The sequence below is a fragment of the Phormidesmis priestleyi ULC007 genome, from assembly GCF_001895925.1.
Taxonomy (GTDB): Bacteria; Cyanobacteriota; Cyanobacteriia; order Leptolyngbyales; family Leptolyngbyaceae; genus Phormidesmis_A; species Phormidesmis_A priestleyi_A.
On record NZ_MPPI01000011.1, the window covers coordinates 40,253 to 54,825 of the forward strand.

General features: G+C 49.7%; 14 protein-coding genes. 11 read left to right on the forward strand and 3 right to left on the reverse strand.

The features are described 5' to 3' along the window. The 7 genes from BRW63_RS11695 to BRW63_RS11725 form a co-directional block, all read left to right on the forward strand. The coding region (locus BRW63_RS11695) for a DUF58 domain-containing protein (protein WP_073071314.1) at positions 1-1,130 on the forward strand (1,130 nt) is incomplete at its 5' end. 10 nt (positions 1,131-1,140) lie between these two features. Next, positions 1,141-1,584, forward strand: coding sequence for a DUF309 domain-containing protein (locus BRW63_RS11700; protein ID WP_073071315.1), 444 nt, complete (start codon positions 1,141-1,143; stop codon positions 1,582-1,584). A 223-nt stretch (positions 1,585-1,807) separates the two neighbouring features. After that, positions 1,808-2,326 carry an LptA/OstA family protein gene (locus tag BRW63_RS11705; protein WP_073071531.1) on the forward strand — a complete coding sequence of 173 codons (519 nt, stop codon included), beginning with the start codon at positions 1,808-1,810 and terminating at the stop codon, positions 2,324-2,326. Between the two features lie 43 nt (positions 2,327-2,369). After that, on the forward strand, positions 2,370-3,098 hold the full coding sequence (gene lptB, locus BRW63_RS11710; protein ID WP_073071317.1) for an LPS export ABC transporter ATP-binding protein: 729 nt from the start codon (positions 2,370-2,372) through the stop codon (positions 3,096-3,098). A 27-nt stretch (positions 3,099-3,125) separates the two neighbouring features. Then, positions 3,126-4,310 carry an LptF/LptG family permease gene (locus tag BRW63_RS11715; protein WP_073071319.1) on the forward strand — a complete coding sequence of 395 codons (1,185 nt, stop codon included), beginning with the start codon at positions 3,126-3,128 and terminating at the stop codon, positions 4,308-4,310. A gap of 103 nt (positions 4,311-4,413) precedes the next feature. Then, positions 4,414-5,454, forward strand: a complete 1,041-nt coding sequence (locus BRW63_RS11720) for a hypothetical protein (protein ID WP_073071321.1) — start codon at positions 4,414-4,416, stop codon at positions 5,452-5,454. 101 nt (positions 5,455-5,555) lie between these two features. Then, the gene (locus BRW63_RS11725) at positions 5,556-6,206 is read left to right on the forward strand and encodes a hypothetical protein (protein ID WP_143162046.1); all 651 of its coding nucleotides are present in this window, start codon (positions 5,556-5,558) and stop codon (positions 6,204-6,206) included. A 260-nt stretch (positions 6,207-6,466) separates the two neighbouring features. Here the strand turns inward: BRW63_RS11725 and BRW63_RS11730 are convergent, their stop codons facing one another. Then, a complete protein-coding gene (locus tag BRW63_RS11730) occupies positions 6,467-7,669 on the reverse strand; it encodes a phosphoglycerate kinase (RefSeq protein ID WP_073071325.1) in 1,203 nt (400 codons plus the stop codon). A gap of 178 nt (positions 7,670-7,847) precedes the next feature. Here BRW63_RS11730 and BRW63_RS11735 point away from each other — a divergent pair, with 178 nt between their 5' ends. The 4 genes from BRW63_RS11735 (at position 7,848) to ispG (ending at position 11,292) form a co-directional block, all read left to right on the forward strand. Continuing rightward, entirely contained in the window at positions 7,848-8,255 is a 408-nt protein-coding gene (locus tag BRW63_RS11735) for a universal stress protein (RefSeq protein ID WP_073071327.1), read from the forward strand. A gap of 76 nt (positions 8,256-8,331) precedes the next feature. Then, the gene (gene ylqF, locus BRW63_RS11740; protein ID WP_073071329.1) at positions 8,332-9,168 is read left to right on the forward strand and encodes a ribosome biogenesis GTPase YlqF; all 837 of its coding nucleotides are present in this window, start codon (positions 8,332-8,334) and stop codon (positions 9,166-9,168) included. Positions 9,169-9,743: 575 nt separating this feature from the next. Beyond that, positions 9,744-9,941, forward strand: coding sequence for a hypothetical protein (locus tag BRW63_RS11745; RefSeq protein ID WP_073071330.1), 198 nt, complete (start codon positions 9,744-9,746; stop codon positions 9,939-9,941). A 124-nt stretch (positions 9,942-10,065) separates the two neighbouring features. Beyond that, positions 10,066-11,292: a (E)-4-hydroxy-3-methylbut-2-enyl-diphosphate synthase gene (gene ispG, locus BRW63_RS11750; protein WP_073071332.1), complete on the forward strand. Its 1,227-nt coding sequence runs from the start codon at positions 10,066-10,068 to the stop codon at positions 11,290-11,292. A gap of 220 nt (positions 11,293-11,512) precedes the next feature. Here the strand turns inward: ispG and BRW63_RS11755 are convergent, their stop codons facing one another. Beyond that, positions 11,513-12,928 carry an IctB family putative bicarbonate transporter gene (locus BRW63_RS11755; protein ID WP_073071334.1) on the reverse strand — a complete coding sequence of 472 codons (1,416 nt, stop codon included), beginning with the start codon at positions 12,926-12,928 and terminating at the stop codon, positions 11,513-11,515. 95 nt (positions 12,929-13,023) lie between these two features. After that, entirely contained in the window at positions 13,024-14,451 is a 1,428-nt protein-coding gene (locus BRW63_RS11760) for a GAF domain-containing sensor histidine kinase (protein ID WP_073071335.1), read from the reverse strand. Between the last annotated feature and the right edge of the window lie 122 nt (positions 14,452-14,573).

Here is a 14,573-nt window from a genome sequence, read left to right on the forward strand (position 1 = left end):
TTCGGCTGATCAATTGGCTAGAAACTCACTGGGTTAACCCGGCTTATATTGGGTGGGTGCTGGGTGGGCTTGCCCTATTCTTTTTCATCGCAGCTACTAACACGCTATCGGGTTGGCTTTATGTGATTAGCGGGGTGATCATGGCGCTGTTAGCGATCGCCACCACCCGATCGACCCAAAACCTACAAGGGATTGAAATCATTCGCCGTCCCATCTACCCAGTAAGCGCAGGCGATCCTCTCACTGTAGAATTGCTGATTCAAAATGCAACCGCTAAAGCCAAAAATCTCCTGCAAGTGTCTGACCTGGTTCCGCACCGATTGGGTAAACCCGTTACTAAAGTTATTGAAAGCCTGAATGCCGATGCTACTCAATATTGGGTCTATCAGCACCCAACTCAACAACGAGGCGTTTATCGCTGGCAGACAGTGCAACTGCGATCGGCGGCTCCTCTGGGATTAGTTTGGCGACGACAGGATCAGCAAGTTGAGGCAACGGCGATCGTCTATCCAACCGTTCTTCCTTTAGCGCATTGCCCGTTAATTGATCAAATCGGACAGGAGTCAAAGGCACAATTCACCAGTGACCAGCGTGCTAAAGCTGCCCAAGAGGGATTGACGCGATCGCTGCGCCCTTATCGATGGGGCGACCCGACCCGGCTGATTCACTGGCGCACCAGTGCCCGCTATGGAGAACTGCGGGTTCGAGAACTCGAACTTTTTACGGGCGGTCAAGAACTTGTAGTCTGTTTGGATAGCGCCACCGCATGGAAGTCAGAATCGTTTGAGGAGGCAGTGATTGCAGCCGCGTCTCTTTATTTCTACGCGGCTCGTCAAGCGCTCACCATTAAACTTTGGACTGCCAAGACTGGACTTCTGCAAGGAGAACAAGCAGTGTTAGAAGCCCTTGCAGCGACCTATGCTGGGGAAGATACTCACAGCACTAACCCGCCGAATCTGCCTTTAATTTGGCTGACTCAAAACCCTGAAAGTCTCAACGCAATGCTTTCAGGAAGCCGCTGGGTATTGTGGACTCAACCCGCGACCGAGCCGCGATCGTCCCCTTTTCCAGGACTCGTGATTCGCCCCGAACGATCGCTGCAATCACAGCTTCAAGATTCTCTTAGCTAGAGTTCATCTGATGACAGACCAACTACCAGAAGCCTTTTGGCAAGCCATTGAGCAGTTTAATCAAGGCGAATTCTACACCTGTCACGACACCCTAGAAGCCATTTGGATGGAAGCGCCTACGTTTGAAAAAAACTTCTACCAGGGAATTCTGCAAGTTGCGGTGGCGATCTACCACTTAGGCAATCGCAACTTGCGTGGAGCCGTAATTCTACTAGGCGAAGGGCTAAACCGCCTGCGGAAATATCAGCCAGAATATGGAGGGATCGAGGTCGATCGCTTCATCAATGACAGTACAAACTTACTTACTACTTTGCAGCAGATGGGAGCCGAGGAAGTGGGAAATGTTATGTTATGTCAGTCTTTAGGAAAAGCAAGTTCTAGCACAACTGATCAGGATGGCAAGATTATTCTACAGATTCCCATTGTCCGGAAGTTGACTGCATCAGTGGAATAATCGGATTAGGACTGATCCGCGTCAAGACTATATTTGTAATCATTAGAGAAGACTGGATCATCTCGAAACTTCTCTAAACAAGCATCGTCTTTGAGATTAAGCAACCTATCTAGTTTCCAACCCTCAAGCGAGATTTGTTAAACTCTCTATGATGATATATTCGAGGTCATCAAAGGTTGCCTCGTGCGATCGCTCTCTCACTGCTCTGTTTGCCATCAACCTAATGATATTTTTAAAGCGCTTCTCACTCGATCGTTTAGGGCTGGCGTTGCTGCTTCCGGCAAGCTTGACGTTAGGCTTAACTGCCTCAAATCTTTCTGCCGATGCGGTGCCTAGCCGAGTTGCTCAAGCTGCACCTGCCCAGCCGCTGACGCTGCGAGCCAACAGCACCGAAGCCAATGCCAAAACTGGGGTTGTCGTGGCACGGGGCAATGTGCAAATCAATTATCCTTCTCGTCAGATTCAAGCCACGTCAGCTCAAGCTATCTACTTCAGCAAAGAGCGCCGAATCGTTTTGACGGGTGACGTTTATGTCTTGCAGCAAGGCAACAGTTTGCGAGGAGAAAATATCACCTACCTGGTTGACGAAGGGCGATTTATCGCATTGCCTCAGGCAAGCAAGCAGGTCGAAGCCATTTACCTGATCACCGATACGCCTGCTGTTTCTAGTCCGAGTGCTGCTAAATCTACCCCGTTTAGCCCTAGCCCACAATTTCAGTCACCCACTTCCGGCAAGCGCTGACTTCCTAACCCGATTCACTTTGGCTATTCTGAGGAGCAGGTTATTGAGGATTGTATTAGAAAATATTCATAAATCTTATGGCGCACGATCGGTGGTGAATCGGGTCAGCCTTTCTGTGTCTCAAGGTGAAGTTGTGGGTTTGTTGGGTCCTAACGGGGCAGGCAAAACGACGACGTTTTATATTGCAACAGGCTTAGAGAAACCCGATAGCGGCAAGGTTTGGCTAGACGGTCAAGAAGTCACTGCCCTCCCGATCAACAAACGGGCGACGTTAGGAATCGGCTATCTGGCACAAGAACCGAGCATTTTTCGATATCTCACCGTTCAAGAAAATATTCTTTTGGTTTTAGAGCAAACCAAAGTTCCTCGCTGGCAATGGAACGATCGCTTAAGCGGGTTGCTTAAAGAATTCCGACTAGAGAAAGTGGCATCTACGCTAGGAGTGCAAGTGTCTGGAGGCGAACGTCGTCGCACAGAGTTGGCGCGGGCACTTGCTTCTGGAGTTGAAGGCCCCAAATTTCTGCTACTAGACGAGCCGTTTGCCGGAGTTGACCCGATCGCCGTGGCTGAAATTCAAGATATTGTGGCTCAACTGCGCGATCGACAAATCGGCATTTTGATCACCGACCACAATGTGCGCGAAACTTTAGAGATCACCGATCGAGCTTACATCATGCGCGATGGGCAGATTCTCGCGTCGGGCAACGCTGAAGAACTCTATGCAAATCCTTTAGTGCGGCAATATTATCTGGGAGACAACTTCCAGCGTTAATTTCTCTAGCCTCTCACTCTTTTCCCCATGTCCTCCGGGTTTTCTCAGCCTCCTCAGCCTTCGTTTCGACCTGTCAGCCGACTCTCTTTTTTGTCGGTGATGGATCGCTACATCATCACTCAACTGATTCCGCCGCTTTTATTTGGGGTGGCCGCTTTTTCGTCGGTGGTGTCCTCAGTAGGGACGCTGTTTGACTTGATTCGCAAAGTTACTCAGTCGGGGTTGCCATTCTCGATCGCGCTTCAAGTCTTCTTCTTGCAACTGCCTTATTTTGTGAGTCTGGCGTTGCCTATGTCGATGCTGTTGGCGGCGTTAATCGTCTATAGTCGGCTCTCAACAGACAGCGAACTGATTGCGCTCCGCAGTGCTGGGATCAGCGTTTATCGGCTGATTTCGCCCGCGATCGTGCTCAGTCTCATTGTGACTGGGGTGACTTTTGGGTTTAACGAAGCGATCGTGCCTGCCGCAAATTATCAAGCAGCCCGGACGCTTGACTTAGCGCTTAAAGAAGACAAGCCGACGTTTAGAGAAAAAAACATTCTGGTGACGCAGTTTAGCAACGGCAAACAGGCGAATGGCTCAAGTGATCAGACGTTAGAGCGGATCTTTTATGCCCGACAATTTGACGGGCGGCAAATGAAAGGCTTGACGGTTCTCGATTTTTCGCAAGGTGGACTCAATCAAATTGTCGCCTCAGAGTCGGCGGTTTGGAACCCGAAAGACAGCACCTGGGACTTCTTTAACGGCACGATTTATGTGGTGGCACCTGATGGGTCTTATCGCAACATCGTCAAGTTTGTGCAGCAGAAACTTGAATTGCCTCGCACTCCCCTAGATCTAGCAAATCGCAAGCAAGACTCAGCCGAGATGAATATTGCAGAACTGCGGGACTCGCTCAACATTGTGACTCAGAGTGGAGATGAAAAAGAAGCTCGTAAAGTGCGGCTGCGAATTCAGCAGAAGCTTGCGTTTCCTTTTGTGTGTTTGGTGTTTGGGTTAACGGGCGCAACGCTAGGCACTCGCCCCCAGCGCGGCGGCAGAGGCGCAAGTTTTGCCATTAGCATTGTGATTATTTTTACTTATTATTTGCTGTCGTTTGTCTGTGACTCTTTGGGGCTTCTAGAAATTTTGTCTCCCTACATTGCGGCTTGGCTGCCAACCGTGTTAGGACTGGTTGCAGGTGGGTTTTTGCTAGTTCGGGCGGCTCGGTGAACTGTATAGATCTGCCGATCGCCGATGCCTGCAATGAGTTCGATCGGCTACAATTCCTGTTATCAGGGCTAGTCTGGGCTGAGTTCTCTACGGTCTTCAAATCATGCGCCGCCAAACGTCTCCTGTTGCTGCTCGATATCTGTTGGCTAGGTTGCGTCCTCTAACTCGACCCATTTTCTGGGGCCCTGCGATCGCGCTGATGTTTGTGATTCTGTTCACCTGGCAATATTGGATGCGCCCTGAATGGCTCAGTTATTTTGGGGTCAACGCTAGTTCGGGTGACACCAGTGGGCTGTCGCCAGAAGACCGGGCGATCGGTGCAGACATTGACACGCTGCCGATGCTGTTTAACGACTTTGGGGTTGCTAACTCGGCTTCTAAACAGGCTGACCCCGCTAAATCTGACCTCGCAACTTCAACTGATCTGGCAAAGCTTCCTCAAATTCCGATACCGGGTTCGGCGATCGCTCCTCAGTCCTCTGATAAGAGTGTTGGCAATAGCAATGTCTTTGGGGCAACGATGCAGAAACTTGGGCTGCCTGATCTGGGTTTAACGGGCAACTCAACGATCGGCGGAGCGGCCAACTCCACTCAACTGCAAAACTCCAATAATCTGGGTAGTGTTCTGGATTTGAACAATCTGTTGAAGTTTCCGACTGTTGGCACGTCTACAGAAAATTCGTCACAGGCTGCTTCAACAAACTATGGCACTTCTCCTGAAGGGTCGGTGACTCCTTCTAATAATCGTCCGACTCAAACGCCTTCTAGCTTTACTTCGATCGCGCCCTCTACTCCGATCGAAGGCGCAACCAGTCTGGGCAACTTTGGCGTAAATGCCGCCCCAACGACTCCCTACACCAATTCTTATACCAGCATTGTCGAAGGTACTCAGCCTCTTCCGGTCAATGGGACTGTGCCAGTTGTGCCTCCGATCGTGCCTATTTCCCCTTTATCCACGCAGCCGCAGCCAGTTCTATCGCCTCAACCCTTGAGCAATTCGTCAAGCTTAAATGCGATTCCTGCGCCTTTGGTGCCTCAACAGCCTCAAAGCTTTCCGACCAATGACGTTCCGTTCACGGCTCCGCGTCCGATTCCGGGTCGAGTGTTAGGGGGCGGCCAGATCAATACCTTCTCGAATCCTTAAAACTAGCCTTGTGGGGGAGTTAAGGATTTCTATGCTTGAGCAGACTTAGCATAATTAGTCTGCTAAATTATTCACCACAAGAGCACATTGCACGATCAACCATGAACCGACGACTGGTAATAAGTCTGATGATTGGTTTGGGTTTGACGACGGCAGGGTGGACAGTTGCACTGGTAGCTGCCACCCCAGAAGAAGCGCTTCGTCGTCCATTTTCATGCCCAGGACAGCCTGAAGTCGAGGCAAAAAATGTCCAAGTGTTAACGACTCGCAAATGGTCAAAGGGCATCCTGGCACTCTATCGAGGAAACTGTCTGACAGGAGATAAACACAGCTCAGACCAGCAAGTTTTGAGCTATCGGGTGATGAAGCAAATAGGAATGGAATGGCGACTCAGCAGTAGTGGTAGTCGTTTCACCACAGCCGAGAAGTCTAAGTCTAAACCCGTCTCTTTGATTGATTATGGAGTTGGGCACACCGTTGGCAAAGGGAACGATCGTCAAACAATTCTCTATGGTCAGGTGCTCTCGCCTCAAGTTTCAGCCATAGAAGTCACTTTTAATAATGGCAAAAGTCTTCGCGATGAGAGTCCTGACGGGCTATTTGCCTTAGTGGCTCCGGGCGCGACAGGCATTTGTGATATTCGAGTATTTGGGTATGACAATCAGATTTTGCAGCGAAACGAACTGATATCACCTCAAAAATCTGACCCTCATGATGGAAACACCTGTCAGGCAATCTCAGGACAGTTGTAGATTAAGGATCAGCTTTCAGATCCCTGAATTAAGATCGCAGATTAAATAACTATCGGTCACTTGCAACGCCAAGGGGCAGTGCCATGCCCGTACACAGATTCCTGCTTTATTTAACCTGAGTTCGATAGCAGTGGTTCACTCCGATGATGAATTCAGGAGAGCTACCTAAGTCTCCCAATTTGGGGGACTTAGGGGGCAGAAGCCGCTGAGAACGAAGCGAAAAAACTCGTCGAACTCACGTTTATTTAAATTTACGCTTCTTACGCCTCGTCTAGGGCTGCAATTCCGGGGAGTTCCTTCCCTTCTAGCAGTTCTAAACTTGCGCCACCGCCCGTTGAGATGTGGCTCATTTGGCTGGCAAGCCCAACTTTCTCAACGGCTGCTACCGAGTCACCGCCGCCAATGATCGTCGTGGTGCCTTTGGGAGTTAAATCTGCCAATGTGCGCGCGATCGCTTCCGTTCCCGCAGCAAATTTATCAAATTCAAACACACCCATCGGGCCATTCCAAATCACGCTTTTGCACTGATTGAGCGCATCCTGGAAGACTTTGATCGAGTCGGGTCCGATGTCTAAACCCATCCAGCCATCGGGAATGTTTTCGATGCTGACGGTTTGAGCATTGGCATCTGGAGAGAAGTTGTCAGCGACTACCACGTCCGTCGGCAGCAGCAAGGCAACGCCCCGCTCTTTGGCTTTGGCTTCGAGGGTTTTTGCTAGTTCTAGCTTGTCTTCTTCGACTAGAGACTTGCCCACGTTTAGCCCACGAGCTTTATAGAAGGTGAAGATCATGCCGCCGCCCATGAGCAGATAATCGACTTTATCGAGCAGGGTGTCGATCACGCCGATCTTGCTGGAGACTTTTGAGCCACCGACGATCGCAGCCAACGGGCGCTGAGGATTCTCGATCGCGTTTTGCAAATACTGCAATTCTTTTTCAACGAGTAATCCTGCTACCGAGGGACTCAGATAGTGGGTTACACCTTCGGTCGAAGCGTGAGCGCGGTGAGCCGTGCCAAACGCATCATTGACGTAAAGATCGGCGATCGAAGCTAACTTCTTTGCAAATTCTGGATCGTTCTTTTCTTCTTCTGGGTAGAATCGAACATTTTCTAGCAGGATCACGTCTCCGTTATTCATGGCGCTGACTTTAGCAGCCACTTCATCGCCAATGCAGTCGTCGCACTTGACCACCGATTGCCCCAACACTTCAGAAAGGCGTTCTGCTACGGGAGTGAGACGCAGTTTGTCATCGGCTCCTTTGGGACGACCAAAGTGACTGCACAAAATCACCTTTGCCCCTTTAGAAGTCAAATTTTGAATGGTCGGCAACGCGGCTCGAATGCGAGTGTCGTCAGTAATCTTGCCCTGATCGTCTACCGGAACGTTAAAATCAGCCCGAACTAAAACTCGCTTTCCTTGTAAATCAGAGGATGATAAATCGTTTACAGTCTTCTTGGACACAGAACCAGTCTCCTGAATAAGTCTTTCTACCCGTCCTTATTTTCCCTGAAAGTGTCGTGATGTCGATCGCAAATCTGGTCTTGATGCGCTAAGTTCAGAAACATAGAGCCAATAAGCGTCAAAATAAAAGACGAAGCTCCTTGAATTCTCGCTTCTAGCCTTTCGGAAATGAGATCTTATGTTTAAGACTGTTTTATTCCCAGTTGACCAAAGCCGAGAATCGCGGCAGGCGGCTGAAACCGTTGCTACCCTCGTCAAAACTCATCAGAGCCGATTAATTATTCTCTCGGTTGTCGAGCCGCCCGAAGCCGAAGTCCCGTCTACGGATGCGATGGAGTCACCCCAGGTAGTTGCTGAGTTGCTGCAAAACGCAAAGAAGTTATTTTCTCAACAAGGCATCGAAGCCGAAGCGTTAGAGCGAGAAGGCAAACCTGCTTTCACGATTTGCGATGTGGCTGATGAACTGGATGCCGATCTGATTATCATGGGCTGTCGAGGATTGGGACTCACCCATGAAGGCACTTCTGAAAGCGTGACCAATCGAGTCATTAGCTTGTCGCCCTGCCCAGTGCTGGTCATTCCCTAAGAAGCTGAGGGATGAGGGGTGAAAAGTCACCTAAGATAGAGGTTTGCCGTCAAATTCTCTCTCGTCTCTTTTCCCCATGTCTTCCCCTCCTATTCAGTGGTATCCCGGTCACATTGCCAAAGCAGAAAGAGCGCTTTTTGAGCAGCTTAAGCGCGTTGATGTGGTCTTAGAAGTGCGGGATGCTCGAATTCCGAGGTCAACTCATCACCCACAGGTCGATCAGTGGATTGGCACCAAGGGGCAAGTGTTGGTGCTTAACCGCACGGATATGATCCCGGCGCAAACTCGTCAGCAGTGGACACAGTGGTTTCGATCGCAGGGGCAAGAACCCAATTTTACCGATGCTCAACACGGCAAAGGCATCGAAGCGGTCGCTGGCGCAGTGCAAGAAGCGGGGGCACAGGTCAATGCCCGGAGGCGCGATCGGGGCATGTTGCCCAGACCGATTCGTGCGGTGGTGATTGGCTTTCCCAACGTGGGCAAGTCGGCGCTGATCAATCGCTTGCTGAATCGGCGAGTGGTTGAAAGTTCTCGTCGGGCGGGGATCACTCGTCAACTCAGATGGGTGAGAATTTCTGATCAAATCGAGTTGTTAGATGCACCCGGCGTTTTGCCCAACAAGCTCACTGATCAAGAAGCTGCCATCAAGCTGGCGATTTGTGATGATATCGGTGAAGCCGCCTATGACAATCAGCGCGTTGCGGCATCGCTGGTCGATTTGCTCAAACAGTTGCATCAAGATCGCTGTTTAGAGGCTCGATATAAAGTCGATGCGGCTGAGTTAACGGGGGAGAGCTATTTGCAAGCCCTAGCAGAGCGGAAATATAAAGGAGACGTTGAGCGATCGGCGCGTCAGATTCTCAACGATTTTCGCAAAGGAATTTTGGGCACGATCGCGCTTGAACTGCCCTAGTTTAAGCAATTGTTTTTCAGGGTTGCGACTTGCTTGATTGAGAGTAAACTCGTTAATAAAATTTATTGTTCTTGCTTAATAGAAGTCTTTTATCAAATTGAAGAAATGTGACTTTTGCAACATTTTTATCTGAGATAGCTCTATCTATTAAGTCAACTCCTAGAGTTAGAAATCTCAGCTATCCACCTGATTCACGATCGGTTAACCCTTCTGCTACCATTAAACGCAGCGACAAATTTATAGGACAGGTGATCTAAGATACAGGTATCTTATTCTCTGAAACCCTTACTGACATAGAGCTATCGCTTCTGAAAAAAGCTGGGAACCTTTTAGGTTTGATCTCCGTCGCCTCTTTAAGTGCGGTCGCGAAATCGGTAGGTAGCTTGGTTGCTTCCAATCAATTGGTTTAAGTCTTTTTATAGAAATCTATTGCTTAAACTCAAAAACGGCTCACTCAGTTAAAAATTAAATTGAGTTATCTGTCTCCTAACTTGCATAAACATTCAAGTTAATAACTATAAGACTTACAAGACCTAAGACCGTTGTTTTATATCAAAGTTTGCTGGGGTGTTCTTATGGCATTAATTCGTGAAGTGGTGCAACAGGCTCTGATCACTGGCTTATTGACGATCGAAGCTGAAGACCAACTGCGACAGCTTCTGTCAACCAAGTATGACCGAGAAGATTTGCGAGCCTTTATGACCCTGCAAACGGCGGCAATGGCTGGCTCGGTGAAGCAAGAATCTCGATGCTGCGTCTCATCGGCTCGATAGCCAAATTGAGGCATTTTTTGCACTGTGCGCTACAAATCAGACAAAACGGCTCCATCTATGGCAATCTGAGAGACAGAGAGAATTTTCCCCTATTTTCATGCTGTCGAGTCTTAACAACAGCCGTATGCAAACTTTGCCAATTCCTGCTACTTCTGCTCCGATTTCTAGCGAGCTATCTACAGACCCCGCCATTCAGCGTCGCAAAACCCGTCCCGTCCCGGTTGGCAGCATCACGATCGGAGGCAGTCACCCGGTTGCTGTTCAGTCCATGATCAACGAAGACACGTTAGACATTGAAGGATCAGTGGCAGCGATTCGGCGACTGCATGAGATTGGCTGCGAAATTGTCCGCGTGACCGTGCCGAGCATGGCCCACGCCAAAGCGATGGAAGAGATTCGCGATCGGCTGCACAAAACCTATCAGCCCGTGCCCCTCGTCGCTGATGTGCATCACAACGGCATGAAAATCGCGCTAGAAGTGGCGAAATATGTCGATAACGTGCGGATTAATCCCGGACTTTATGTGTTTGAAAAGCCTAAGAGCGATCGGACTGAATACACACCCGCAGAATTTAAAGAGATTGGGGACAAGATCTACGAAACCTTAGAGCCGCTGGTGGTGTCACTGCGCGACCAAAACAAATCTATGCGGATTGGGGTCAATCATGGCTCACTCTCAGAACGGATGCTGTTTACCTATGGCGACACGCCTGAAGGCATGGTCGAGTCGGCGCTAGAATTTATCCGGATTTGTGAATCGCTCAACTTTTACCACATCGAACTCTCGCTCAAGGCATCTAGAGTGCCTGTGATGTTGGCTGCAAACCGCCTGATGGTCAAGCGCATGAACGAGCTAGGCATGGACTATCCCCTTCATCTAGGCGTGACTGAAGCGGGAGACGGCGAATATGGACGCATTAAATCTACGGCAGGCATTGGCACCCTTTTAGCAGAAGGAATCGGCGACACCATTCGTGTTTCTCTGACTGAAGCGCCTGAGAAAGAAATTCCGGTCTGTTATGGCATCCTGCAAGCCTTGGGTCTGCGGCGAACGATGGTCGAATATGTAGCATGTCCGTCTTGCGGACGTACGCTATTCAACTTAGAGGAAGTCTTGCATCAAGTGAGAGACGCAACTCAGCATCTGACGGGGCTAAACATTGCTGTCATGGGTTGCATCGTCAACGGGCCGGGTGAAATGGCTGATGCTGACTATGGCTATGTTGGCAAGCAAGCTGGATTCATTTCTCTTTATCGTGGTCGAGACGAGATTAAAAAAGTCCCTGAAGCAGACGGCGTTCAGGAGTTGATTAATCTGATTAAAGGCGACGATCGCTGGGTTGATCCCTAACAAAATGTCAGTTCGATGAGTTCTTTCGCTTCGTTCTTCAAGGCTTCTGCCCCCTAGATCCCCCATTCTGGGGGACTTTGAACCGGAAATCTTGGCTTGAAGTTCCCCAAACTTGGGGGATTTAGGGGGCACGACAAACTGTAACGAAGCCGTCGAATTCAGGCGTTCAAATCATACGATCTGAACGCCTTTTTTATAGGTAGGGTTCTGCAATCAATTTTTATGATTCAACCAATGGGCTATCTAGACGCGGTTGGTAGGTGTAGAAACTGGCAATCAACCCGATCGTCAGCCACCAAAGTGTATTCACCGCCGGACGGTAAAGCACCGTATCGACCAAACCATGCCCCAACATAGCGGCTAGGGCACCAATAATGCCAATCAGCCAAAAACCATCGCGATCGCCCAGTTGTCTGAGTCGCTTGAGCTGCACAAAGCCCTGACTAAACGTCACCAGCAATAGCCACAAGAACGCAAATAAACCAATGATTCCGGTTTCAACCGCCACTTCTAGCAGAATTGAGTAAGCACTCAGCGCACTAAATCGCGCTCTCTGATAAAGCGGATAGATCTTCTTAAACGGCGGATCACCGGGGCCGATTCCCAAAACTGGATAGTCTTGAATCATTTGCACAACCGAAGTCCACACATTGAGTCGGAAATTATTGCTGCTGTCGCCCCGTCCGGCAAAAATGCTGCTGACTCGATAGCGCAACTGAGGTATCAAGACTACGGCGAGAATAAACAAGCCTGCGATCGTCCCCAAGGCGATCGGAAGTGCCCAAATTCTCCAAAAGCGCGGCAGTGCTGCACTCCACCAATACAACAGCAAAATCAGCAGCGTTAGCATCAACACGACCAAGCCGATCCAGCCGCCTCGACTCCCGGTGTAATAGAGACACATAAAATTGACGATCGTCATCGTGATCGCCAAGAGTTTTGGCACCCAACTGCGCCAGGCAAAGATCGCGGCAACACTCAACGCGATCGCAGGCAGCAAATATCCTGCTAATAGATTGGGATTGCCCAAAAAGCTGTAAACTCTCACCACTTCAGCGTTTGGAGATTCTGGATCAACCCAGGTTGCTAAAGCCTCCGCGCCAAAAAACTGTTGATGAATGCCGTAAACGCTCATCAACAGCGCAACGTGTAGATAAAGCGAAATCAGCCACGATCGCAGCCGAGACGACCTTAACACCCGCGCGGCTAAAGCAAATAGCAGCACATAGAGCGTCAGTTTGCTCCATCCGGTAAACGCCAACTTTTTGACCGGAGACATCGCCGCCGCGATCGTGGCCACTCCCCAATAGAGCGACACCATCAGATGAATCGGTGTAAACCCCGAACCCAAAACCGCTTTTTGCTCTGAGTCAAAGCCCCGATCGTCCGAAACGGTTAACAATGCCCAATAACAACCGCAGGCAAAGAGCAAAACTCCTGCCAAGTCACTTGAGACAAACGGAGTCAACCCAAAAACCGTGCCGAGGAGTGCCGCTCCGATCGGGTCTGCCCACTGCATGAACACACTGCGCTTACGCCATGCTTGCAGCGGCCCGACGAGTCGATGCAGATAGCTAGAGCCGCGCCACCGATAGAGCGGCAGTGCTGATAGGGTGATCTGTTGCCACGGATTCATACGCGATTTCCAAAGCTTTAGAGAATAATAGCCAAGCCGCCTTTGGGCTATGGTCAATTATCCTCAAAAACGGATCGTTGGCAAGCGGTAGTGACTTATGGGTTAACTGCGCTTAATCGAGGCAGCGTCACTACATATCGATGTCCCGGCTCAGAGCCGCCTTGAATGAGAATTTTTCCGCCGTGCATCTCTGCCAGTTGGAGGCTCAACAATAGCCCCAAGTTTTTGCGAAGAACTTCTGCCTCGATCGCCTCTGAGACCGCTTCATAATCTGCGATCGTCGCCGTTGACATCAGGTTATAGTCCGACAATCTACTGCCATTGCCGTTTGCGTAATCGCCGTAGCCTAAGCTCATCAGAGCCACAGACCCCGCAGGCTGGGACGCATAAATCTCTGAATAGCCAAGTTCTTCATCAAAGCACGGATGCGATGACCAAACGGTCAATCTCAGCCCACTACCCTTATGAGAAACATGGAAGCGAATCAGACTCCCGGCATTAGACGCTTGAATCACACTAAACATCAGGTGATAAAGCATCTGCCGAATCTTTTCTTTATCTAACATCCAGATGCGGCTGCCAGGTTCGACTGAGAGCCTGATTTTTTGCTCTCGGCGGTGAGCGGCTTGCTCTAGAGTGCCGATCGCTTGCTGACAGAGCATCTCAATATCGACTGACGAAAGATTAAGCGACTGGGCGCTATCCTCCATTTGAGAGAGTTCTAAAATTTCTTTAACCAGAGAGAGCAGATATTGTCCACTTTGATGAATGATGTCTAAGTATTCTTTCTGTTTAGGGGTTAGAGGGCCGTATATTTCTCGACTTAAAACGCTTGCCATGCCCATCACTGACGTGAGGGGAGTCCGCAGTTCTTGAGCAAGCTGGGCGAGTAGCTCGAACTTAATAGAATGGGTTGAAGAGTTCTGGGGCTGAGGGTCGATCGCCGCTGACTCAACGCTAACTTGATTTTTGGTTAGGTAAGTGCGCTCATATTCACTCATGCTGAGGCGAGCCGTGAGAGCCAAAAATTCTTGATCTTTGACCGTGAAGATTCGTGGCACCAGATCCATGACCGCCAGTGAGCCAATACACTCTCCGCTAGAGGTGATGAGGGGTGCGCCCATGTAGGCACGAATTCCATATTGTTGAGCAAGAATGCTATTGGCGAAGGCAGGATAATTTAGGGTGTCGTCGATCGCCACCACTTGATGACTGTCTATGACATGAATGCAAAACGACTCATCACGGGGCAGTTCACGAGAAACCGCCAAGTCATTCATCAAGCCTAACCGCGCCAGCCCTACAGCCGACTTAAACCATTGGCGATCTTGAGCGATCAAGCCCAAGATTCCGATCGGAGCCTCTAAAAAATGAGCAGCGGTCTGAGTTGCCTCCTCAAAAATTGGAACGCTATCTGTTTCTAGCAAGCCCAACTCTGTCAATATCGACAGACGCTGCTGCTCACGTACCGCAACCGTTAAACCATCTAAGCGACAAAAAAGTCTGCTTTCAGGGATTCCCATTCCAACCCCAGCCCCTATAAATAAATCCGTGAGATTATGCAATCGAGGAGACTTCTTTATAGAACAGTCTTCATCTACACCAAGACTGCCCTCGCCTTGTGCCACACGAACGGTTATATGCA